This window comes from Micromonospora palythoicola (assembly GCF_036689795.1).
In the GTDB taxonomy this organism is placed as follows: domain Bacteria; phylum Actinomycetota; class Actinomycetes; order Mycobacteriales; family Micromonosporaceae; genus Micromonospora; species Micromonospora palythoicola.
Map to the genome: position 1 here is coordinate 25,782 of NZ_JBAGKI010000009.1, position 22,195 is coordinate 47,976.

21 protein-coding genes and 1 pseudogene are annotated in these 22,195 nt (G+C 69.0%); 10 read left to right on the plus strand and 12 right to left on the minus strand.

The window, feature by feature from the left end:
- Positions 1–56 precede the first annotated feature (56 nt).
- Entirely contained in the window at positions 57–590 is a 534-nt protein-coding gene (locus V5O40_RS06215) for a hypothetical protein (RefSeq protein WP_332904568.1), read from the plus strand.
- Between the two features lie 225 nt (positions 591–815).
- Here V5O40_RS06215 and V5O40_RS06220 read toward each other — a convergent pair whose 3' ends face one another.
- Entirely contained in the window at positions 816–1,241 is a 426-nt protein-coding gene (locus tag V5O40_RS06220; RefSeq protein ID WP_332904569.1) for a DUF350 domain-containing protein, read from the minus strand.
- Positions 1,242–1,423: 182 nt separating this feature from the next.
- Positions 1,424–2,773, minus strand: coding sequence for a type I glutamate--ammonia ligase (gene glnA, locus V5O40_RS06225; protein ID WP_164449286.1), 1,350 nt, complete (start codon positions 2,771–2,773; stop codon positions 1,424–1,426).
- 204 nt (positions 2,774–2,977) lie between these two features.
- Here glnA and V5O40_RS06230 point away from each other — a divergent pair, with 204 nt between their 5' ends.
- The 3 genes from V5O40_RS06230 to V5O40_RS06240 all read left to right on the plus strand — a co-directional run bounded on the left by V5O40_RS06230 (position 2,978) and on the right by V5O40_RS06240 (position 6,357).
- On the plus strand, positions 2,978–4,738 hold the full coding sequence (locus tag V5O40_RS06230; protein ID WP_332904570.1) for an NAD+ synthase: 1,761 nt from the start codon (positions 2,978–2,980) through the stop codon (positions 4,736–4,738).
- Positions 4,739–4,876: 138 nt separating this feature from the next.
- The gene (panB, locus tag V5O40_RS06235) at positions 4,877–5,722 is read left to right on the plus strand and encodes a 3-methyl-2-oxobutanoate hydroxymethyltransferase (protein WP_332904636.1); all 846 of its coding nucleotides are present in this window, start codon (positions 4,877–4,879) and stop codon (positions 5,720–5,722) included.
- A 122-nt stretch (positions 5,723–5,844) separates the two neighbouring features.
- Complete coding sequence (locus V5O40_RS06240; RefSeq protein ID WP_332904571.1) at positions 5,845–6,357, plus strand: hypothetical protein; 513 nt, start codon at positions 5,845–5,847, stop codon at positions 6,355–6,357.
- 110 nt (positions 6,358–6,467) lie between these two features.
- On the opposite strand, the gene V5O40_RS06245 is transcribed toward V5O40_RS06240, so the two are convergent.
- From V5O40_RS06245 to V5O40_RS06270, 6 genes are all read right to left on the minus strand, one after another.
- Complete coding sequence (locus V5O40_RS06245) at positions 6,468–7,289, minus strand: hypothetical protein (RefSeq protein WP_332904572.1); 822 nt, start codon at positions 7,287–7,289, stop codon at positions 6,468–6,470.
- Positions 7,286–7,861, minus strand: coding sequence for an RNA polymerase sigma factor (locus V5O40_RS06250; protein ID WP_332904573.1), 576 nt, complete (start codon positions 7,859–7,861; stop codon positions 7,286–7,288). Before V5O40_RS06250 ends, V5O40_RS06245 begins: the two co-directional genes overlap by 4 nt.
- Before the next feature lie 56 nt (positions 7,862–7,917).
- Entirely contained in the window at positions 7,918–8,616 is a 699-nt protein-coding gene (npdG, locus tag V5O40_RS06255) for an NADPH-dependent F420 reductase (protein WP_332904574.1), read from the minus strand.
- Between the two features lie 132 nt (positions 8,617–8,748).
- Positions 8,749–10,176 carry an RNB domain-containing ribonuclease gene (locus V5O40_RS06260; protein WP_332904575.1) on the minus strand — a complete coding sequence of 476 codons (1,428 nt, stop codon included), beginning with the start codon at positions 10,174–10,176 and terminating at the stop codon, positions 8,749–8,751.
- A gap of 134 nt (positions 10,177–10,310) precedes the next feature.
- The gene (locus V5O40_RS06265) at positions 10,311–11,339 is read right to left on the minus strand and encodes a histone H1-like repetitive region-containing protein (protein ID WP_332904576.1); all 1,029 of its coding nucleotides are present in this window, start codon (positions 11,337–11,339) and stop codon (positions 10,311–10,313) included.
- Positions 11,340–11,402: 63 nt separating this feature from the next.
- On the minus strand, positions 11,403–11,603 hold the full coding sequence (locus V5O40_RS06270) for a hypothetical protein (RefSeq protein ID WP_332904577.1): 201 nt from the start codon (positions 11,601–11,603) through the stop codon (positions 11,403–11,405).
- A 236-nt stretch (positions 11,604–11,839) separates the two neighbouring features.
- On the opposite strand from V5O40_RS06270, the gene V5O40_RS06275 reads away from it, so the two are divergent.
- The 5 genes from V5O40_RS06275 (at position 11,840) to V5O40_RS06295 (ending at position 15,539) form a co-directional block, all read left to right on the plus strand.
- Entirely contained in the window at positions 11,840–13,108 is a 1,269-nt protein-coding gene (locus V5O40_RS06275; RefSeq protein ID WP_332904578.1) for a M48 family metallopeptidase, read from the plus strand.
- A 43-nt stretch (positions 13,109–13,151) separates the two neighbouring features.
- Entirely contained in the window at positions 13,152–13,661 is a 510-nt protein-coding gene (locus tag V5O40_RS06280) for an NUDIX hydrolase (protein ID WP_332904579.1), read from the plus strand.
- Positions 13,642–14,448: a nucleotidyltransferase domain-containing protein gene (locus V5O40_RS06285; RefSeq protein WP_332904580.1), complete on the plus strand. Its 807-nt coding sequence runs from the start codon at positions 13,642–13,644 to the stop codon at positions 14,446–14,448. The genes V5O40_RS06280 and V5O40_RS06285 overlap by 20 nt, the downstream gene beginning before the upstream one ends.
- Positions 14,449–14,700: 252 nt before the next feature.
- Complete coding sequence (locus V5O40_RS06290) at positions 14,701–15,072, plus strand: roadblock/LC7 domain-containing protein (protein WP_332904581.1); 372 nt, start codon at positions 14,701–14,703, stop codon at positions 15,070–15,072.
- A complete protein-coding gene (locus V5O40_RS06295) occupies positions 15,069–15,539 on the plus strand; it encodes a roadblock/LC7 domain-containing protein (protein ID WP_332904582.1) in 471 nt (156 codons plus the stop codon). Before V5O40_RS06290 ends, V5O40_RS06295 begins: the two co-directional genes overlap by 4 nt.
- A gap of 59 nt (positions 15,540–15,598) precedes the next feature.
- On the opposite strand, the gene V5O40_RS06300 is transcribed toward V5O40_RS06295, so the two are convergent.
- On the minus strand, positions 15,599–16,198 hold the full coding sequence (locus tag V5O40_RS06300) for a hypothetical protein (protein ID WP_332904583.1): 600 nt from the start codon (positions 16,196–16,198) through the stop codon (positions 15,599–15,601).
- 245 nt (positions 16,199–16,443) lie between these two features.
- Here V5O40_RS06300 and V5O40_RS06305 point away from each other — a divergent pair, with 245 nt between their 5' ends.
- Positions 16,444–16,887 (plus strand): hypothetical protein, encoded by a 444-nt coding sequence (locus V5O40_RS06305; RefSeq protein ID WP_332904584.1) that lies wholly within the window; start codon positions 16,444–16,446, stop codon positions 16,885–16,887.
- 265 nt (positions 16,888–17,152) lie between these two features.
- Here the strand turns inward: V5O40_RS06305 and V5O40_RS06310 are convergent, their stop codons facing one another.
- From V5O40_RS06310 to V5O40_RS06320, 3 genes and pseudogenes are all read right to left on the minus strand, one after another.
- Entirely contained in the window at positions 17,153–17,962 is an 810-nt protein-coding gene (locus V5O40_RS06310) for a hypothetical protein (RefSeq protein ID WP_332904585.1), read from the minus strand.
- 114 nt (positions 17,963–18,076) lie between these two features.
- Positions 18,077–18,676, minus strand: a pseudogene (locus V5O40_RS06315) (tyrosine-type recombinase/integrase); the annotation flags it as partial.
- A gap of 332 nt (positions 18,677–19,008) precedes the next feature.
- A complete protein-coding gene (locus V5O40_RS06320; RefSeq protein WP_332904586.1) occupies positions 19,009–22,185 on the minus strand; it encodes a tetratricopeptide repeat protein in 3,177 nt (1,058 codons plus the stop codon).
- Positions 22,186–22,195: the final 10 nt, after the last annotated feature.

Here is a 22,195-nt window from a genome sequence, read left to right on the forward strand (position 1 = left end):
AGCCAGGCTCGTCACTGTCGGTGACGTCATCGCATCACCGACGAGTTGGAGGAACGATGTCCCGCACGATTTCGAAGAAGCACCTGCTGGCCGGCCTGGCCGCGGCGGGCGTGCTCGGCGTGGGGATCGCCGCTCCCACCGTGGCGCTCGCCGACGACAAGGCCACCCCGAGCGCCAGCGCCAGCAGTGAACCGCAGGGTGACCGGCAGGAGCAGCGGGCCGCGCGGCACGCGCAGTTCGCCGAGGCGCTGGCCGAGGAGTTGGGCGTGCCGACCGAGCAGGTGACCGAGGCGCTGGAGAAGCTCCGCGAGCAGCACCAGCCGCAGGGCCGGCCGGACCGCGAGGGCCACCGGGGCTTCCCGGGTCGCGGCGAGGGCCGCATGGGTGGCGCCGAGGGCCAGCGCCGGACACCGCCGTCGGCCGAGGAGCGCAAGGAGGCGCTGGCCGAGCGGCTGGCGCAGGCGGTCGAGGACGGCAAGCTCACCCAGGAGCAGGCCGACGCCATCACCGCCGCCGTCGAGGCCGGTGTGTTCGGCGGCTGGGGCGGCCCGGGCGCTCGCGGCGGCGAGGGCGACACCGCCGGCAAGTGACACCTCGGCCGGCCCTCACGCACGCGCACCGCGTGCCGAACGGTCCCGGCTCATCCGCCGGCCCGGGCTGACGTACCACGCCGCTGTACCCGACCCACGGCCACGACCGGCCCACGACATGCGGCAAGTCGCGGTATCCGGGAGCCCGGGAAGGCCCGACTTGCCGCATCCGGCGACCGCCGGCGGCGCGCAGGACTCGACCGGCAGCACCGGTGCGGGGTGCGGTCAGGCGATGCAGGCGCAGACGATCAGCGCGGCGCCGAAGTGGCTGGCGGCGCTGACCCGGGCCACCGGGTGCGGCTCGTCGGCGCAGACGACCTCGCCGAGCTTGCCCGGCGTGATCAGGTCCAGCACGAAGAAGGCGAGCGCCATGATGCCGAGACCGATCAGCCCGAAGATCACCGTCGAGGCCAGTCCCTTGGCGAAGTCGCTGTAGCTGGTCAGGATCGCGGTGAAGACGATGCCGGCGACACCGAGCTGATTCGCGGCGAGCAGCAGCCCGGCGTTGGCGTTGCGGTGTACCCAGATCAGGTCCCGCAGTTTGCCCGGGGTGAGCAGGTCGACCAGGACGAAGCCGGCGGCCATCAGGCCCACTCCGACGACCCCGAACACCACACTCTGCCAGGCTCCGCTGAGCAGATCCTCCAGCACCGACTGCCTCCCGACGGTCTCCGGCCGGCGGGTGCCGGCACGGTGATCGAGACGATAGCGGCACCGGGCAACGCTCGGCAGCCCGGCAGCGGCCCGCGGGCGCTGGCCCGTCCGCAGCGCGGCCACAACGACAGCCAACCGCAGCGGCGGCCACAGCGACAGCCGACAGCCAGCCGCAGCGGCTACAGCGACAGGTAGTGCTGGCGCTCGTAGGGGGTGACCTCGCGGCGGTACTGCTCCCACTCGGCCCGCTTGTTACGCAGGAAGAAGTCGAAGACGTGCTCGCCGAGCACCTCGGCGACCAGTTCCGAGCCCGCCATCACGTCGATCGCCTCGGACAGGTTCTCCGGCAGCGGTTCGTACCCCATCGCCCGCCGCTCGGCGCTGGTCAGCGCCCACACGTCGTCCTCCGCGCCCGGCGGCAGCTCGTACCCCTCCTCGATGCCCTTCATGCCGGCGCCGAGCAGCACCGCGAAGGCGAGGTACGGGTTGGCGGCCGAGTCGGGCGAACGGATCTCCACCCGGGCCGAGTTCGGCTTGCCGTACGCCGGTACCCGGACCAGCGCGGAGCGGTTCAGGTGCCCCCAGCAGACGTACGCGGGGCTCTCGGTGACCCGATCCGGCAGCGCCTGCGGGAACAGGCGCTTGTACGAGTTGACCCACTGGTTGGTGACCGCCGTGTACTCCCGGGCGTGGGCCAGCAGCCCGGCGATGAACGCCCGGGCCACCTTGGACAGCTTCATCGGGTCGCTGGCGTCGTGGAACGCGTTGCGCTCGCCCTCGAACAGCGACAGGTGGGTGTGCATCCCACTGCCCGGCTGGTCGGTGAAGGGCTTGGGCATGAAGGTGGCCTGCACGCCGGTGGAGAGCGCCACCTCCTTGACCACGTGCCGGAACGTCATGATGTTGTCGGCGGTGGTGAGCGCGTCGGCGTAGCGCAGGTCGATCTCCTGCTGGCCGGGGGCGACCTCGTGGTGGCTGAACTCCACCGAGATGCCGATCCGCTCCAGCGACAGCACCGCCTGACGGCGGAAGTCCCGTGCCACGGCGTGGGTGGTGTGCTCGAAGTAACCGCCGGTGTCCACCGGCACCGGCACCGAGCCGTCCATCGGCCCGTTCTCCAGCAGGAAGAACTCGATCTCGGGGTGGGTGTAGAAGGTGAAGCCCTTCTCCGCCGCCCGGGACAGCGCCCGACGCAGCACGTGGCGGGGGTCGGCCCAGGAGGGGCCGCCGTCGGGCAGCAGGATGTCGCAGAACATCCGGGCGCTCTCGCCGCTGACCCCACCCTCGAACGGGAAGACCTGGAAGGTGGTCGGATCCGGCATGGCGACCATGTCCGACTCGAAGACCCGGGCGAAACCCTCGATCGCCGATCCGTCGAAGCCGATGCCCTCCTCGAAGGCGGCCTCCAGTTCGGCGGGGGCGACCGACACGCTCTTGAGCGTGCCGAGCACGTCGGTGAACCACAGCCGGACGAAACGGATGTCCCGCTCTTCCAGCGTACGGAGGACGAACTCCTGCTGACGGTCCACTTCCCCAACCTTCCGCGACACGCTATGTCCGCCTTCGGTCGGACTCTGCCCGACCTGACCGACCAGTCTCCACCGACCCGATTACGCAGACGTTAACCGAACCGCGGCCGTTGCGTCCCGTCCCGTCCCGACCGGCGGTCCCGACCCGGTCGGGCTGGGCCACGCCGACGTGTCGAGCCCGGACGGCTGGGGCAAGATGAGGACATGCCCACCCTGCGTCTCGCGCTGTGCCAGGTCAACCCCAGTGTCGGTGACCTCACCGGCAACGCCGGTCTCGTCCGCGCCTGGACCCGCCGGGCCGCCGACTCCGGCGCCCAGCTCGTCCTGTTCCCCGAGATGATGCTGACCGGCTACCCGGTGGAGGATCTGGTCTTCCGGCGGTCCTTCGTGGCCGCCTCCCAGGCGGCACTCACCCGGCTCGCCGCCGATCTGGCCGCCGACGGCCTCGGTGACCTGCCGGTCGTGGTGGGCTATCTGGACGCCGACGGGCCGCCGCAGGTCAGCGCGGACGCCGAGCCGGGCCGGGGGGCGCGCAACGCCGCCGCGCTGCTGCACCGCGGCGAGGTGGTCGCCACCTACTTCAAGCACCACCTGCCCAACTACGGCGTCTTCGACGAGGACCGCTACTTCGTGCCCGGCGACATGCTCACCGTGGTCCGGCTGGGTGGGGTGGACGTGGCACTGACCATCTGCGAGGACCTGTGGCAGGCCGGGGGGCCGTTCGCCGCCGCCCGGCGGGCCGGGGTCGGGCTGGTGGTCAACATCAATGGCTCGCCGTACGAGCTGAACAAGGACGACCTGCGGCTGCCGCTGGTCCGCCGGCGGGCCGCCGAGGCCGGCGCCGCCGTCGCGTACGTCAACATGATCGGCGGTCAGGACGAGCTGGTCTTCGAGGGCGACTCGATGATCGTCGCGTCGGACGGGACGGTGCTGACCCGGGCGCCGCAGTTCGTCACCCACCTGCTCGTGCACGATGTCGACCTACCTGCGGCCACCGATGCCGGCGACGACGGCGAGCAGTTGGCCGAGGGGCTGCGGATGGTGCGTCGTACCGTCGAAGGGATCCCGCCCTCGCCGCCGGGCCCGGCGGCCGTCGGCGGCCTGATCGAGCCGGTGGCCGACGAGGCCGAGGTGTGGCAGGCGCTGGTGCTCGGCCTGCGGGACTACGTCGAGAAGAACCGCTTCCCCTCGGTGGTGCTCGGGCTCTCCGGTGGCATCGACTCGGCGGTGGTGGCGGCCATCGCGGTGGACGCCCTCGGCGGCGACCGGGTGGTCGGGGTCTCCCTGCCCAGCCAGCACTCCTCGGAGCACAGCCGCTCCGACGCGGCCGACCTGGCCAAGCGGACCGGCCTGGACTACCGGGTGGAGCCGATCCAGCCGATGGTGGACACCTTCCTGGCGAACATGTCGCTGTCCGGGGTCGCGGTGGAGAACCTCCAGGCCCGGGTACGCGGCGTCATCCTGATGGCGTTGTCGAACCAGGAGGGGCACCTGGTGCTGACCACCGGCAACAAGAGCGAGCTGGCGGTCGGCTACTCGACCCTGTACGGCGACTCGGTCGGCGGCTTCAACCCGATCAAGGACGTGTGGAAGACGCTGGTCTGGCGGCTGGCCAAGTGGCGCAACACCGAGGCCACCCGGCTGGGCGTGACCCCACCGATCCCGGAGAACTCGATCGGCAAGCCACCGAGCGCCGAGCTGAGCCCGGGGCAGCTCGACAGCGACTCGCTGCCCGACTACGACGTACTCGACCCGATCCTGATCGGCTACGTCGACGGTGACCTGGGCCGGGAAGGGCTGATCGCCGACGGTCACGACCCGGCCGTGGTGGACAAGGTGCTGCGGATGGTGGATACCGCTGAGTACAAGCGCCGCCAGTCCGCCCCGGGTACGAAGATCTCCATGAAGGCGTTCGGACGGGACCGGCGGCTACCGATCACCAACCGGTGGCGCGAGAACGGCTGACCGGGCCGCACGAGCGGCTGGCTCGTGACGTCGGGCCGGAGTGACATCCTCCACTGCGCCCTGCCGCCGACCGTCCGCACGGTGGGACGATCGCGGCAGAACCCGGGGACCGCGCACGCGGCCTCGAGGAAGGAGAACATCGTGGAATCCACTCCGGCCGAGGTGACCGCCCTCTACGGCGGCCCGGCCACCCGCCGGGTCCGTACCCGTGACCTGCTCGCCGCCAAGGAGCGCGGCGAGAAATGGTCGATGCTCACCTCGTACGACCAGTACACGGCCTCGATCTTCGACGCCGCCGGGATCCCGGTGCTGCTGGTGGGCGACTCGGCGGCGAACAACGTGTACGGCTACGAGACGACCCTGCCGGTGACCGCCGAGGAGCTGCTGCCACTGGTACGCGCGGTGGTCCGGGCCACCCGGCAGACCCTTGTCGTCGGTGACCTGCCCTTCGGCTCGTACGAGGAGGGGCCGACCCAGGCGCTGCGTACCGCCGTCCGGTTCATGAAGGAGGGCGGCTGTCACGCGGTGAAGCTGGAGGGCGGCCGGCGCTGCGCCGCGCAGATCGAGGCGATCGTCGGTGCCGGCATCCCGGTGATGGCGCACATCGGCTTCACCCCGCAGCGGGAGCACACCATCGGCGGATACCGGGTACAGGGCCGGGGCGAGACCGCCGACGAGGTACTGGCCGACGCGCGGGCGGTCACCGCGGCGGGCGCCTTCGCGGTGGTGCTCGAAATGGTGCCCGGTGACGTCGCCAAGCGGGTGACCGCCGAACTGCCGATTCCCACGGTGGGCATCGGCGCCGGCCCGGACACCGACGCCCAGGTGCTGGTCTGGCAGGACATGGCGGGTCTGCGTACCGGCAAGGCGCCACGCTTCGTGAAGCGCTACGCCGCCCTGGCCGACGCGCTCGACGAGGCCACCCGCCGCTTCGCCGACGAGGTCCGCTCCGGCCAGTTCCCCGCCGCCGAACACACCTTCTGACCGCACCTCGCGCCCGCCGCCGCGAGCGCGGCGGCGGGCACCGGTCGCGGGTGTACGCGAGCTGCGACGATGTGGCGGACAGGGCGAGCGAGATTTCCCGAGAACCGCTACGGTTCTCGCTCGTGAACCGGATTCGTGCTTCTTTCTCTGTCCTGGCCTGCGCCTCGCTGCTGGCGCTGGCTGCCTGTAGTGGCGAGGAGGCGGCTCCGACGGCCGCATCGCCGTCGGCGACCCTGCCGTCCGCCACCGCCACCGCCACCGCCTCGCCGACCCCGGCAGCGCCCACCGCCGACGCGGCGGACGTGGTGAGCGACAAGCAGCTGTGCCAGTCGGCGAAGCAGGCCAGCGACAAGATGAGGGAGGATCTGATCGCCGCCGTGAGTTCCGGCAGCGAGCCGTCACCGGCACTGTTCCAGAAGATCCTGTCCGGGTTGCAGAACGAGATGACGCGGGTGGCCGCCACCGGCGCCACCGACAGCAAGGTGGTTGCCGCGTTGGAGGAGTTCGGCGCGGAGGCCGGCGACGCCGCCAACGCCACGGACCCGGCGACGGCCGCCGACAACCCCGCCTTCGAAAAGGCCGGCGCGTCCCTCTCCAAGGCCTGCAAGTCCGCCGGCGTCACCGTCACCTTCTGACCGCCCGCCGCCCACCCCGACAATCCGGATCCGTGGCAGCTGCGGTAGCGGACACGCCGACCGGCTGACGCTTTCCCTGCCACGGATCCGGCTGCTCGTCGGCGGCGTCGTCACCGTTGACGCCACGGCTCCGCAGGCTGGCAGGCAGGACCGGGGTGGCCGTAGACGACCACGCCGGCCGGGTCCACGTAACAGCGACCGAGCTGGTCGAACGGTGTGAACAACGGCCGCCGATCGATCTCGACACCGGCCCGGTCGGAGGCGACGAGGGCGGCTCCACCGTCCTCGCTGACGCCCTCGCCGACGAGGCCGAACGCACCGTTCGCGATCCGGGCCGGGGTGGTCGTACCGTCGGCCTGTTGCAGGACCAGCCGGTGCACGCGGTCGCTAACCCGCCCGATGGCCACCACCTCACCGCCGTCGGGGTCGGTCGAGGTGAGCAGGAGCCGCTGGACCGGGCCGGGCAGCCACGCCTCCCGCCAGGTCGGATCGTCCACGGAGGTCGCCGTGCCACCGGACCACGACTGGTGGGGCGGGTCCCAGAGGTCACACGCGACGTAGTGGCCATCGGTGAGGAACATCAACGCGGCGTGGTCGCCGTGTTCCACGGCGACCGCCAGGTCGGCGACAGTCGCCGAGGCTCGGGCCCGCTCGTCGCCGAGGGCCAGGCACCGCTCCGCGGACTGCCGCAACGTCGGTGACAGTTCGTCCGGCCCGAAGGCGAGGACCACGGCGCCTCGTTCCGGATGCGGCCAGGTGACCACCGCGACAGTGACGATCATCGCCGCCGCGACGAGCGCGACGGCGACGCGGCGACGTCGCAGCGCGGGGCTCGGCACCGCCCGAGCTTCCGTCAGCAGTCGCGCCCGCATCCCGGCCGCCCGCCCGGCGGGCAGGTCACGCTCGGCGGGCGGATCCAGTAGCCCGGTCATCGGTCCTCCGCATCGTCGACAAGGTGACTGGCCAACCGGGCGCGGGCCCGGCTGACCCGGGAGCGAACGGAACTCTCACTGATGTCCAGCGCGACAGCCGCTTCGGCGTAGGACACGCCGGACCACAGGCACAGCGCTACAGCCTCCCGCTCGGCACGCGGCAACCGGCGCACCGCCGAAAGAATCACCCGCATCCGCCGCTCGTCATCGACCCGCCCGACCGCATCCTCGGCGACGTCGCGTTCCGTGGCGCGCTCGAGTGGTATCCGCCGCAGCAACGCACGCCAGCGCCGCGCCGAGCGCGCCTCACCGCGCGCGGTGTTGGTGGTGATGACGAGCAGCCAGGGCAGTATCGAGCCGTCGACCAGGCGGGCGTCGTCGCGACGGCGCCAGGCGACCAGGAAGGCCGACTGGGTGACATCCTCGGCCAGTGACCAGGAGCCGATGAGCCGGAACGCGTGGTTGTAGACGGTCCGCGCGTACCGGTCGAACAGCAGCGCGAACCGCACCTCGTCGCCAGCCACCGTCGCCGACCACAGTTCCTGGTCGGTCGGCTCCATCCGGATCGTCACACCACACTATGGCCGGCAGTGCCGGCCGCGTTGCGTCGGCGGCGACGAGCAGTGGACTAGAGGTCGGTGACGCGGACGCCCGCGTGCGCCTTGTAGCGCTTGTTGATGGCGATCAGGTTGGCGGTGAACGCCTCGATCTGGTGTGCGTTGCGCAGCCGCCCGGCGTAGATGCCGCGCATGCCAGGGATCTGGGCGGCCAGCGCGCCGACGATGCCGACCAGTTCCCGCTCCTCGGTGCAGATCAGCACGTCCAGCTCGATGCGGTCGATCTCGGGGTCGGCCAGCAGCGGGGCGCTGACGTGGTTGAAGGCGGCGCAGACCCGGGAGTCGGGCAGCAGCGCGGCGGCCTGCTGAACGGCGCTGCCCTCGGACACCGGCAGCGCGTACGGGCCCTGCTTGTCGAAGCCGAGCGGGTTGACGCAGTCCACGACGATCTTGCCAGCGAGCGGTTCGGCCAGCGCGCCGACGGTGGCGGCGTGCCCGTCCCAGGGCACCGCGATGATCACCACGTCGCTGCGCCGGGCCACCTCGTCGTTGTCGGCACCGGTGACACTGCCGCCGGCCGGCACACCGGGCAGCGCGGCGATCTCGGCGGCCGACTCCGCCGCCCGCTGCGCGGAACGGGAACCGATCAGCACCGTCAGGCCCGCCCGGGCGAACCGGTAGGCGAGCCCACGGCCCTGGTCGCCGGTGCCACCGATGATGCCGATGGTGAGCCCGGAAACGTCGGGCAGGGTGCTCGGGTCGTATGCCATGGTCGTCATCCTCGCAAATCAGCCCGGGCGGCAGCACCGAGCAGGGCTGTGAGAATGCCCGCTGCGGGCGTCGCCATCCATCGCACCGGCAGCGGGAAACGGGACGCCGGGCCGGCAGCGAGGTCGGGCAGGTCAGGCGAGTTCGAAGGCGACCGAGCGGGTGGCCGGATCGGCGGCGACCAGCCGGACCCGGACCCGGGTGCCCAGTGGCAGCTCACCGAGGCAGCGGGCGCGTACCGGCGGGTCGTCCAGGGCCACCGTGCCGCCGGGCGGGCGGGTGCGTGCCCTGCCGTTCGACGGCGCGTCGACGTCGAGCACGGCGGCGTCGAAGGTCTCGCCGACCCGGTGGGCCAGCAGCACCGCCTCGGCCAGGTCGATCGCGCCCCGGCTCGCCGCGGACGCGGCGCGGTCCGTGGCCGCCATCACCGCCGGCAGCCGGGGCAGCGCCGCGCGGGCCCAGTCGGGCACCGCACGGCCGTCGTGCAACGCCAGGCAGACCTCCGTGGCGTACCGGTCGGCGAGTCGTCGCAGCGGCGCGGTGACATGGGCGTACGCGGCCGCGACCCCGCCGTGCGCCGGCTGCTCGGGCAGCTCGCCGTCGAACGAGGTGTACGCGGCCGAGCGCATCAGCTCCGCCGCCTGGTCGATGAACGCGGCGGCCCGGGGCTGGCCCGGGTCCAACCGGAGCAGCAGTTCACCCACGCCCACGTCGTCCGGCCAGTGCACGCCCAGCGGGGCGGCGGCGGCCCGCAGTCGCTGCACCGCCTCCGGCTTCGGCGCGGGCATCGTCCGCAGCAGGCCGATCCCACCGGCCAGCATCAGGTCGGCGGCGACCATCCCGGTGAGCAGGGAGATCTGCGCGTTGTGCTCCTCCATCGGCACCGGTGCCCGCAGGACGAGCCGCCAACCGTCACCGTCGGCCTCCACGTCCTGTTCGGGTATCGGCAGGTTGACCGCGCCCCGGCGCAGACCTCGGGCGGTGAGCAGCGCACCGATCTCGGGCAGCAGGGCGATCGGCTCGGGCAGCCGGCCCGCGTCGGCGTCGGCCTGCACCTGCGGGTAGGCCAGTTGGGCCCGGCTGCGGACCAGGGCGCGCTGCACCACCACCGCGTCGGTGCCACCGTCGGCGTCCAGGTCGATGGTCCACAGCACGGCCGCCCGGTCGACGTCCGGCAGCAGGCTCGCCGCGCCTTCGCCGAGGGAGCGCGGGTGCAGCGGCACGTTGCCGTCCGGCAGGTAGACCGTCTGCCCTCGGCGCCAGGTCTCGTCCTCCAGCTCACCGCCGGGGCGTACGTGGGCGGCGACGTCGGCTATCGCGTACCGCACCCGGTAGCCGCCGGCTCGACGGCTGAGGTGCATCGCCTGGTCCAGGTCGCGCGAGCCGGGCGGGTCGACCGTGACCAGCGGGATGTCGGTGCGGTCGACGGCCGGCCCGGGCGGTGCGGCGGCTGCCTCGTCGGCCTCCCGCTGCGCCGCCTCCGGGTAGGTCTCGGGCAGACCCAGTTCTCGGCGCAGCGCCCCGAAGTCGATGCGTGGTGCCAGCACACGTCGGATGACCATGCGCCCATCCTGACAGCGCCGACCGCACCTCGCCCTCCACCGAGCGACGGGTCGTCGGCGTACGTCGGGTCGCCCGGCCGTCCTGCGCCCGGTGCCGACCGTCCTGCGCGCGGCGGCGGCCGTTGACGCGGCCGCTACCGAGCCGCCGTCCTCGACGCGGGGGCCTTCTTCGCCACGGGAGCCCGCTTCGCGGCCGTCTTCTTCGCGGGGGCCTTCTTCGCCGTCGTCTTCGACGCGGGAGCCTTCTTCGCGGCCGCCTTCTTCGCAGGAGCCTTCTTCGCCGTCGTCCTCGACGCGGGAGCCTTCTTCGCGGCCGCCTTCTTCGCAGGAGCCTTCTTCGCCGTCGTCCTCGACGCGGGAGCCTTCTTCGCAGCCGCCTTCTTCGCAGGAGCCTTCTTCGCGGCCGCCTTCTTCGCAGGAGCCCGCGACGTGGCCGTCTTCTTCGCCGCCGTCGCCCGGCTCGCCACCGTCGTACTCTTCCGGGCGGGCGCCTTCTTGGCCGCCACCGTCTTCGCGGGGGCCTTCTTCGCCGCCGCCTTCCGCGCCGTGGTCGACGTTCCCGTACGCGCGGCCGCCTTCTTCACCGCCGACGTCGCGGTCTTCGCGGGTGCCTTCCGTGCGGCCGACGTGCTCCGGGTACCCGTCGCCTTCTTCGCGGGAGCGGTCTTGCGGGCCGGGGCCGCCTTTCTCGCGGACGCCGCCTTCTTCGCGGGCGCCTTCGCCGCCGTACCCCGCGCGGACGCCGCCTTCTTCGCCGGGGCCGTCTTGCGGGCCGGGGCCGCCTTCTTCGCGGTGGCCCGCTGCGCCGTGGTCGTGGTCTTGCGTGGACCGGTCCGCGCCGACGCCGAGGTGGTCCGCGCGGCGGGCGCCTTCGTCGGCGCGGTCTTGGCCGACACCGTCTTCTTCGCGGGTGCCGTCTTCCTGGCCGCGGCGGTCTTCCGCGCCAGGGTGGCCGCCCTGGTCTCGGGGGTCGCGCGCTTCGCCGCCGACCCGGCGCCGCCGGTCGCCTTACGAGCGGCCGGCGCGGTCCCGGACGCGCGGCGGGTGGACGGGGTACGGGCGACGCCCGCGGTGCGTTCCGTCGCGGCGGTCTTCCTCGCGGGCGTACGCTTCGCGGCCGGGCGGGTGGCCTGTTGCGCTTCGGCCATCTCGGTTCCCTTCATGGGGACGTGCCGCCGCCCTCGCGACGCACGCAGTGCCTCGGCGCGGGAGGCGTCCCGCGCCGTCTACCTGTCCTCCCCGGTCCAGCGGGCGTCCTCGGCCTCCCACGCCTCATTGCGTTCCCGCACCTGTTGCAGGGCGTTCTCCGCGTCGGCAGCCGAGTCGTACGGGCCGAGAACGTGCCGCGCCGGGCACATGTCGGCACCGGACTCGACCCGGTGGTGTCGGGTACACCAGTAATAACGTCCACGTCCGCTGTCGCTCATGGCCCTCACTGTGCACCGGGTGACGACCGACCGCCACCGGAACACGGCAAGTCACCAGCCCCTTCCACAGTAGACGTGCTCCCTGGCATGCGGACCTGAACTGCGAAAATGCTCGTTCCGACCGCCTCCGCCGCGCGGCGTCGCCGCTCGCCGGGCCCGGTCGGCGTGGGCCGAGGCCCTCGATCATCCGAAGGGCCACTGTCCGGACGGTGTCGGGTCCACCACAATCAGCTGCCGTGACCACCACAGCCGCACCTGGGATCGACTGTCCGCGCTGCCACACCCCGACCGTCGTCGAACTCGACGCCGCTCCATGGTGCCCGGCGTGCGAGTGGAATCTGGAGGCCTACGACGCGGGCCGCAGCCGGCCCGTGTTCGGCTGGGTCTGGGTCGACCGGCGGGCACACCGACTGGCGTACCGGATGACCCGCCAGCAGTTCGACCGGCTGTCGGCGCGGCCGATCGGCACCACCGGTGCCGGGTCGGCGAAGGTGCTGATCATCACCGCCTCGGTCCTGCTGCTCGCCGGGGTCGCCGCGATCGCGGCGATCGGCGTCTGGCTGACGCTACGGTCGTTTCCGAGCCTGACCCTGCTGCCCGGAGTCATCCTGCTCGCCTTCGCCTTCGTGCTACGGCCACGGTTCGGCCGGCTGGATCCGGACCTGACGGTGCTGTCCCGGCAGCAGGCCCCGGAGCTGTTCGCACTTGTGGACGAGGTCGCCGCGGCACTCGACACACCGACACCCGAGGTGATCGGGGTGGACGGCGACCTCAACGCGTACGCCGGCCAGGTCGGGCTGCGACAACGGCGGGTGCTCTGTCTCGGCCTGCCGTACTGGGGCGCGCTCGGTCCTCAGGAGCGGGTAGCGCTGCTCGCCCACGAACTGGGTCACTTCGTCAACGGCGACCCACGTCGGATGGTGCTCACCCAGCCGGCGTTCCGGACTCTGGGCGAAGCCGCCGACCTGTTGCGGCCGATGGACAACGGGCACCGCGGCGGCCTGCTGGAGTTGCTCGGTGCCGCGCTGGCCAGGGTGTTTCTGGGCACCCTGTCCCGGCTGCTCGCCGCGGCCCACGTCGTGCTGCTGTGCATAGCCCTGCGGGACGGCCATCGCGCGGAGTATCTCGCCGACGAGATGTCCGCGACGGCGGCGGGGTCCACGGCGGCGGCCCAACTGCTCGACCAGACGCTGCGGTCGGAGTCGATGGCGCTGGCCGTACGCCGGGAGTCGCGGGCCGGACACGGTCCGGCCGCGTGGCGGACCGCGGCGGCCGAGTCGCTCGCCGCCGCCGCGGACCGGCTGCCGCACCTTCGGCAACTCTCCGTACGCGAGGAGTCGTCGTTGTTCGCCACCCACCCACCGGTCGGACTTCGCCGGCAGATGGTGGCCAGTCGCCGTTGGCACGAGCCGAGGGTGGTGCTCACCGAGGCCCGTGCCGAGCGCATCGACGCCGAGTTGGCCGAGGAGTACGAGCGGATCCGTCGCCAGATCGGTCTGTCCTGACCCGGCGCAGGGCACGGGCACCTCGGCGGGCTAAGGTCACCGGATGGGCGTACCGGACTACATCCTGCGGATGCGCAAGCACGTCGGCCACGACCTACTGTGGCTACCCAGCGTGAGCGCGATCATCCGCAACGACGCGGGCGAGCTACTGCTCGCCCAACGGGCCGACGACGGTCGCTGGTCGGTGGTCAGCGGCTTCGTCGAGCCGGGTGAACAGCCGGCGACCGCCGTCGTGCGTGAGGTGCTGGAGGAGACCGGCCTGGCGGTCGAACCGCTGCGGCTCAGCAGCGCCGTGTCGCACCCGCACACCTACCCGAACGGCGACCACTGCGAGTACCTCAACCTCGGTTTCCACTGCCGACTGCTGGGCGGCGAGGCACGGGTCAACGACGACGAGTCGTTGGACGTGCGGTGGTTCCCGCCGGGACGGCTGCCGGACCTCGACGAGCACGCCCGGCTGGTCATCCGGCACGCTCTCGGCCCGGAGACCTCGGCGTTCTTCCTGCCCGCCGGCACCCAGTGGGGCGAGCCCGGTGAGCTGGAGTACGCCTGAACCACTACGGCGGTACCTGAGCGACCTGGTCGCGGTCGCCGACGAGGTGCTCGGTGCCGAGCTGTGCGGTGCGTACGCGGCGGGCTCGGTGGGGCTGGCCGCGTACCAACCTGGACGCAGCGACGTGGACGTGGCGCTGGTCTGCGCCGGCCCGCTGGACCACGGTGTCGCCGAGGAGTTGGTGGCCCGGCTGCGGCACGAGGCCCTGCCCTGCCCGGCGCGCGGCCTGGAACTGGTCGTGTACCGACAGGCGGTGGCCCGGTCCGGCACCCCTGAGCCGGGTTTCGAGGTCGAACTGAACACCGGTGCCCGGATGGACTTCCGGGTGTCGTACGGCCCGGCGCAGCGCCCGAGCGCGGACGGTCTGTTCTGGTACGGCCTGGACCGCAGCATCCTGCACCAGAGCGGGCGGGTCCTGCTCGGTCCGCCCGCCGCCGACGCCTTCGCCGACTTGGCCCCCGACGACCTGCGCCGACTGGTCCTGGACGCGCTGCGCTGGTGGTTGGCGCGACCGGTGCCCGCCGCGGAGGTGCCGGCCCCCGGAGCGGAGGACGCCGTGCTCGGCGCCTGCCGTTCCTGGGTACGCCTGCGCACCGGGGTGTGGCTGCCCAAGGTGGCCGCCGGCCGGCGGCTGTTGGACGAGGCCGGACCGCTCGTCGACGCCGACACCGCCGACCTGGTCCGGCGGTCGGTGGCCGCCCGCGACGGCGGTGTGCCACCGACCGGGGCGGCCGCCCGCGCCTTCCAGCGACGCGTGCTCGCCGACCTCGCCGCCGCACCGGCCTGATCTCGTTGGACGTGCCGCCCGGCCGTCCGGATGGCGACGCACGTGCCCAGGTAACAGACGGGTTCGGTGACCTGGCATCAGCCGCTGCGGGCTGTGGGCCGCCCCGGTGGTCACCCACCGTGGTCCGCTCAGCCTGTTCGCGCTGTACAAGATGCGAATGGGAGGTCGCATGTGCGAGTCTCATCCGAGTCTTCCTCACCCGGGACGATCCGGTACCGGGGCGCAGTTGGCCAGCAGAACCTGGAGAGGCACGTGGCAAACCTCGACACCGCCCTTAAGGACGCCATGACGATCGACGGCGCCATCGGCGCCGCGCTCGTCGACTACACGAGCGGGATGACCCTCGGCGTCGCCGGTGGCACCCCGGAGATCGACCTCACCGTCGCCGCCGCCGGCAACACCGACGTGGTACGCGCCAAGATGCGCACCATCGAGATGCTCAAGCTGAACGACGACATCGAGGACATGCTCATCACCCTCGGCGGCCAGTACCACATCATCCGGCCGCTCGCCGGCCCCAACGGCAAGGGGCTGTTCCTCTACCTGATGCTCAGCAAGACCCGGTCCAACCTGGCGCTCGCCCGGCACCAGCTGCGCACCATCGAGGAGCAGCTGGAACTGTGAGCACCGGCGACACCTCCCTCCCCCGCCGAACCGCGCAGCAGCCGAAGCTCCCACCGCCGGTCAAGCTCCCGCCGTCGCTGGCCGGTGACCCCTCGCTGCCGTACCCGTCGATCGGTACCGAGCTGCACGAACTGCGCCTGCAGATCCCCGGGGTGCAGGGCAGTGTTCTCGGCGGAGTCGACGGCCTGCTCATCACCCACGACGTGCCGGACACCCTGGACCCGGACGACCTGGCCGCGATGGCGGCGGCGACCTTCGGCCTCGGCCGCCAGGTCAGCCTCCGCCTCGGTCAGGGCGACTTCCGCCAGTCCACCGTCCGCAACGAGGCCGGCTACTTCTCCGTGTACGCCGTCGGCCCGCACGCACTGCTGTCGGTGGTCGGCGCCGACGCGATAAACGTCGCTCGACTGCACCTGCACGCCCCGCCGGTCGCCGAGCGCCTCGCGAAACTGCTCACCCCCGCCTGATCCCGCCCCCGCCGCCCAGCGAACCGTCGCCAGCGCCTCCGGGCGGAAATCCGCTCCAGCTACCCGCCACGCTCCTCCGTCGCACGGAACTGCGCGCACGGCTGCTCGGTCCGCGCCTGCCAGACGCTCCCGGCCAGGGCGATCGGGTAGTCGATCTCTTTGACCTGGCGATCGCTGGTCTCGACCGAGAACCGCATCGGCAACATCGCGCCCTCGAACGCGGTCGCACAGTCGAGGCGCAGCTTGACGTCGAGCAATCCGGTATGGCCGGGACTCAGCGAGCGGAAGATGCCGGCATCCTGGACCACGGCACCCGGCCCCTGCCCGGTCGCCGCACGAACCGTGACCGACGCTTGGCCGGCGTTCGTCACAGCCAGTTGCCCGTCCAGCTGGAGAACTCCCGGGACGTCCGAACCTCCCCCGGAGATGGACACCGGGACGGCCACGAGTGCGACCGAGGCGTTGCGCTCCCGCTGCTCCCGCGAATCCCGCAGCTCGTTCACGCCAAGCCCGCCGAGCAACCCGCCGACGACGAACGCGGCGACGAGCCGGACAGTCATCTTCCGCCTGGCCCGGAGGTGGTCGGAAACCTGGGCACCGGCCGCGGTGGACGGTCGGTCGTGCTCATCCAGGTCGATCACTTCACGCTGCGTCGACATGGTGCCAGCCTAGGGCGTACCCCGATAGCCGAACGCGGGCGCTCGCCCAGATCTCGGTGCTCGTCATCGTGGTAACCGACTGCGGGGCCGTGCCGGAGACGACGGCGTCAGCATCTCGCGACCTCGGATCGCCCCGGCCAGCCAACGCTCCGTCGGGGCGCTCCTGGCACCACTGGTCGCACGTGGCCGGCCGCATCCGACGAAGCTCCGTGCGTGTCGGGCGCGGCCGTGGGTACTGACCTGCCATGGCAGGCGACCACAGGTCGGTAGACGACGAGCACTCCCGCCCAGCGCGGGTCGACGACACCACCGTCGAAGCGCTCGGTGAGCTGAGCAAGGCACTGGAGACCATCCATCGCGTACGCGGGCACCTCTACTCAGCCCATCAGTTGGTGGGTGGTGCGGACCTGACGCTTGATCGGGTGGTCGAGCTGCTCCGGAAGGCGGGACACGACGAGGTGGCCAACCGGGTCGAGCGGGAGTTGCTGGGGCGCAACGTCCTGCCGGGCCGCTGGACGTTCCAGATCATGGAGGAGTTCGACGACGGGTACTACGCCGCGTTCCAGGAGGTCGAGCGGTACGCGCGGGAGACCTTGGCCGATGGTCGACGGCACCTCTACGAGGCGGAGATGAAGCAGCGTCGGCGTACCCGTGGGATGCCGGGGCATGAGGCTACGCCGCAGGAGTGACCGGCAGCCCGTCCGGGAGCATCGTCGGAAGAGTCTGCCCGTACTCCTGGACGAGCCACTGCCAGCCCCACCCGTCGGGCAGCTCCTGGTCGACAACAAGTCGTAAGAGCTGGTGGGCGACGGACGAGTCGACCTGTACGCCGGATTAAGATCATCGCACCCCGGTTGAGCTGGGGTGGAACCTGGCGAAGGCCGCTGTAGGCCGTCGTCAGGCCGCCAGGTATCGCAGGCGCGAAGCCCAGCGGGGCAGGGCCGCCGAGGCGCTCTATCTGTAGCGCTTGACATTCATGCCCCGGCGGAAGTCGCGGTACCTCCGCGCCGCTGCCCGTGGAGTCCGCACCCACAACGGGGCACCAACGAGGATCCGATCTACTGGCTCATCCAGACCCCACCGGTCCTTGTCAAGAACCACGTCGCTGTAGATCTCCGCGAACCACTCGGCATCAGGCGCATCGCCAAACGTGTACCCCCGCCTCCACGGCTGGTCCGAGGCGTCGCGCGACTCCCGAGTAGATCCCTGGTCAAACGCGATCTTCATCGCCTCCACCGAGATCGACTGCGGGTCATCGTGCCGTAGGCCGCTCGCCGCGCATCTCTCCTCCATCCATCTCGTGATCGACCACATCGAGGAGGAGGTCCAGCCGCTTGCCACGGGGTCATTGGGGCCCATGAAACCGGCTACGTTGTCTCGACTGCCGAAGAGGCAGAGGGCTACGCGAGTGCCGTCTGACGCGACGCTCCGCGCGCCCAAGACCACCCGGTCCTGTTCTTCACAAACGAAGTGCGAGAACTCGACCCGTCCGATGCCTCGTGCGTAGCGGACCCGCGGCGGGGTCACGAAGTCCTCGACTGCAAGATCCCCGATGGCCCGCTCGATTCGCCCCGCCACCTCCTTGCGATGAAGGGTGCGCGGCTCTCGCTCAAGTTCAATGCCGGTCTGCAACAGCGGGATCTTGAAGAGGGAGATCTTGGTCTTCCAACGCGGGTCGATATTGATTCCGTCGTCATCGGCGATAGAGCGGACTCGTCGATCAGACCAGTACGCGTACCGAACGGACTCTCCGCGCTCGCCCACTTGCCAACCCCTCCCCTGACTGTGGCGCCCCGCTGTCTGAGCTGGCGCCGCTGCTTCAGGATGTGTATCCCATCGAATCCACGTTCTACGGCTGACACTCGGCCAAGTCGTAGATCAGGCTGCGGGCGGGTCCTCTTGGAATAGATCATCGATGGCCCGGCGGGTGCGTTCCTCGCTCGCCGGCATCAGGTGGGTGTCGACCCGGAGCGTGAAGCCGGGGTCGGAGTGCCCGAGGTACGAGGCGAGGGCTTTGATGCTCTCCCCCGCGTCGAGCAGCGCCGAGGCGTAGAAGTGGCGCAGCGCGTGCATTCCGGTCGCCCGGGTCGGGGCGACGCCGGCCGCCCTCACCGCCGGACGCCAGTTCTTGTCGTCGAAGGTGGCCCGCTTGATCGCACCCCGGCGGGTGGTGGTGAAGAGCAGCGGCACCGTCACCCGCTCGTCGCTGAACGGGTCCTCCCACGGCAGGGTGATCGAGAGCGGGTGGTACTTCTCGGTGTGTTTTTTGAGCGACTGAGCCACGGAGTCGGGCAGCGGTACGCGGCGGTCCCGGTCGTTCTTGGGGAGGCCGAAGACGAGGCGGGAGCGGACCACCTTGACCTGCCGGACGATGTGCACCCAGCCCGCGTCGAGGTCGACGTCGTCGGCGCCCAGGCCGAAGATCTCACCTTGCCGCATGCCACAGCCGGCACCCAGGTCGACCATCGGGCGGTAACGCTCAGCGAGGCAACCGCGCGGTACCTATGTAATTCCGGGCCGGGACACGAGCGCTGTTGACGAAGAGCCGGAATCGGAAATACGGAGACGCCGCATTGCCGCCGATACGGAGCTAGCGGCACTCTTCGCCGTCGAGGTCGGCTCACCCCTGGTCGAGCAACAGATCGTCACTCGAACAAACGGGGCGGTTGAAAAGCTCGTCAGAATCTACAACCGGGTTCAGACGAAGAAGTAGCCTCCTCAGTGTTCAAATACCCACTTAGTGCGGCAGGCAGCGGTCCCAGGCGCCACTGCCTGGGGGAACAAAAGGCGCTGCTGCGGCAATCTCGCGGTCACTGCTTCCACCGCTTAAGAAATTCCTCAAGCCCTTGAAGAACCTCAAGGTCCTTCAGTGTTTCGGGATGTTCGGGACCGAATATCGAAAGATCTATTTCATACGCTTTACGGATAGCCGATAGCGCCCGGCCAGATTGGCGTAGGGCTAGACGCGCCTGTCCGTAGTGCAGCAGGGCAGCCGGCAGTGAAAGCTTTGCCCGTGGGAGCTTCTCAAGCGCTTCAATCGTTGGCCCAAGCAGTTGCACGGCCTCCCTGTATCTGCCCTGATGAAATAACAAGCGCCCTAGCTTGAGGTTGTACTCGTATCGCACCTCCGAATTCTGCCCAAAATCCGCATCAATTAACCGCTCCGCTTCCTTAAGTTGATTGGCTGCCTCCTTCAGATTATCGACGTCAATCGCTCCGTCCGCAAGCGAAAGATAGGAATATATCAAAGGAATGTCGGATCGAGTTCCGCTTCTGAGCCTTTGGGCCTCATGATACTTCTTATCAAAATAATACGACCTTTCCATGTCATTCACATCTCTGGCTAGGAGCGAAGCGAGCCTGTAGGAGTCGGCGCGAAGACTTAGCGAAAGATCACTCGAGGGCTCTGCGAGGAATCTGTCTAGTCGCTTACTTGCTTCAACACCCCTGCCAAGCATCCGCAATAGCTCGATCCGGACAAGCTCCACGCGAGCCGCCTGGTCACCTCTGAAGAGCCCTTCGGGCGGCAGGTCGGAAAGAATTCTGGCCGCAAGATCACGTCGGCCTGTTTCCGCCGATATGATCCCGAGGTCGCAGATAGCGTCTGCCATAATCTCGCCATGTTTAAGAGTCCGGCCCGCATCCAGGTTCGCACTCAGTAGCTCTATTGCTTGGTCAATCTCGCCCGACCAGAAGTAGGCATGCGAAGCAGCCTGCCGCTGCACCACGAGCGCTATCAGCGGCATGCGACCACGATCGACTCTGGCGGAGATTAGCTCGACCCCTTGGGCGGCGAACGTCACTGCACTATGCGGCCCAGCCGCACTGCCAAGCAACGGGAGCCGACGCGAGAGGAATGAGCAAGCCTTTACGATTGCCAGGCCATCACAGCCAGCAGACAATCCGTGAGCTGTCAGCGCCGCTATATGACCAACATAGGGATCGCATTTCGGATCATCTTCAGCCGTAGTCGGCAGATTAGCACTTACCAACCCTATACCGACCTCAAGCAAGGGCACCGGATCGCTATTCATATTGCGCACGATCATGGCGATGAGAGGGTGCAATACGAGCGCATCCCCACGACGTTGCATCAATGACGTATGAACGAGGGCGTCAATCGAGTCTTGCCGAAGGGATTCTTTGTGAAGATTCTGGAGTATCTCCCAACCCCTCCTTGAAACGCCACGAACGAGATCCGGTCGCAGCTTCTTCAAGACAGACCGCTTTATTTTTTCGAGCCTCCGCGGAAAGGATACCTCGCTACGCAGATACGCGATAGGCCAATCCGACCGCAAGAGCGATAGATCAATAGGATCAGCGCCATAGTACGACAGGACGCTCAGAAGATCTCCAGCAACTGGCACTCTATCGGACAGTGCTGAAAAGCTTAGCTGAACGGTTTTTACAACGCTTTCAGGATGCCCCGAAGCGTCCCCTTTATTCAATATTCGCAACGGCTCCTGCGCAAGTCTCTCAAGAAAGACGGAGGGAGAGGTTTTCGTGGACCTGCAATAGCTTGTGGCTTGAACAACAGCAAGAGGGTGATCGTGGAGGGCGCTAGCGACACCATCGAGTTCGTCATCGCCTGCGTCAGGTATCCCAGCTCTGAGAAAGCTCAGTGTTTCTCGCCGGCTCCAGGTAGGTAGCTCTATGTGGCGATACCCCAGGTCGAGGAAGGGGACTGTGCTGGTGATCAGCACACGGCATGCCGCTCGTCGCGGTATTACACCTCGAATGACAGAGGCGTCAGTCACACCATCAATAATCAAAATGGTTCTGTCATCATAAGGAAGAGATGGTGTAACGGATGCGCCTAGACTTGACAGGCCTGCCACTTCAGGAAGATCTCCTTGGGGATTTAGAGCCCATAAGTCTCTCACCAAAGAAGCTTTGGTACTTCCGTTGACAATAACGGGTCTAAAGGCATCGCTCCTGAGAGCCGCGAATTGCAGAGCAAAGCTGGTCTTGCCGCAGCCGGGAACGCCATGAACCACAACCGGAGCCACAGGATCCGCGAGTTCCATACCAAGAAGCTCCGCTACTTCATCAAGATACGATTCTCGGCCAACGAATCCCGGATCTGGTTCCCAAGAATAGGGGTAAGCAGTCGTTGTCGGACCTAATCTATTCACGTCTCTCAGTGGTTCGAGCAACGCCTGCATAAGCCGCTCGCGGGAGAGCCAAGAGCTTCTCATACGGATTACAGCGTCGCCTTGGGCTGCGGCATGCAAGGTGGCCCCGAGCCCAATCTCATCTATAGGGCTGTCGGTGCCGGCCTCCGCGATCAAGGCAACAAGGGCTTCATACGATTCCCACGCCTCACTTCCCGTTGGGTCGCCGTGTCGCTGAAGAATTCGTTGCGCTTTGCTAATCCCCACTGCGGATATTTCTTTCCGCCGAGGGAGTGGCTGTCGAGGTATAGTTAAGGCACGGGCGAAAGCCTCAGCCTCAGCTGCATCCACCTTGAGGTGGGAGGATATCTGCCTCACGACTTCCGGTGTTAACGGCTCCCGGAGCGCGCAAGTCTTCCACAATGCATAAGTTGTCCCAGTAAACCCGCCATTGCTCCAAAAGGCGACACTGCACGTTTTGCTTGAAGCCATCCAAGCGAGATGCAGGTGGCGCAGAACGTCCTGCTTTCTTAGCGCTGACCAGGACCAAGAAGATTCGGCTAACTGATTAGGTTCGCGGTGTTTAATCGATACGAGTTCTGGACTCCCGCACGACGGCACCAGGATTACATCAGTCGAATATTCTACGAGAATTCCAGCTAGGCCATCGTTGGGAAGGTGGTTGAGCACAGCAACAGCGACGCATTCGTCCTGGTATCGGAATCTAGCGCGGGTTTCCGGGGCTGTGTTCTGAGGATCGAAACCGAGCGGCTTTAAATTTTCCAGTGAGACCGGGTCGATGCTGTAGCCGTCACCGTTCGCTGCCATTCGATTACTGTATGGCATTGAGGCCAAGATGGAAAGTAAAAGCATTCCGCACACT

Bases quoted from the DNA above. Each gene is read 5' to 3' on its own strand.
- V5O40_RS06320 (WP_332904586.1), bottom strand. From the start codon at position 22,185: ATGCTTTTACTTTCCATCTTGGCCTCAATGCCATACAGTAATCGAATG.
- V5O40_RS06280 (WP_332904579.1), top strand. From the start codon at position 13,152: ATGGGCGTACCGGACTACATCCTGCGGATGCGCAAGCACGTCGGCCAC.
- V5O40_RS06245 (WP_332904572.1), bottom strand. From the start codon at position 7,289: ATGACCGGGCTACTGGATCCGCCCGCCGAGCGTGACCTGCCCGCCGGG.
- V5O40_RS06300 (WP_332904583.1), bottom strand. From the start codon at position 16,198: ATGTCGACGCAGCGTGAAGTGATCGACCTGGATGAGCACGACCGACCG.
- V5O40_RS06270 (WP_332904577.1), bottom strand. From the start codon at position 11,603: ATGAGCGACAGCGGACGTGGACGTTATTACTGGTGTACCCGACACCAC.
- V5O40_RS06265 (WP_332904576.1), bottom strand. From the start codon at position 11,339: ATGAAGGGAACCGAGATGGCCGAAGCGCAACAGGCCACCCGCCCGGCC.
- V5O40_RS06230 (WP_332904570.1), top strand. From the start codon at position 2,978: ATGCCCACCCTGCGTCTCGCGCTGTGCCAGGTCAACCCCAGTGTCGGT.
- npdG (WP_332904574.1), bottom strand. From the start codon at position 8,616: ATGGCATACGACCCGAGCACCCTGCCCGACGTTTCCGGGCTCACCATC.
- V5O40_RS06305 (WP_332904584.1), top strand. From the start codon at position 16,444: ATGGCAGGCGACCACAGGTCGGTAGACGACGAGCACTCCCGCCCAGCG.
- V5O40_RS06260 (WP_332904575.1), bottom strand. From the start codon at position 10,176: ATGGTCATCCGACGTGTGCTGGCACCACGCATCGACTTCGGGGCGCTG.
- V5O40_RS06215 (WP_332904568.1), top strand. From the start codon at position 57: ATGTCCCGCACGATTTCGAAGAAGCACCTGCTGGCCGGCCTGGCCGCG.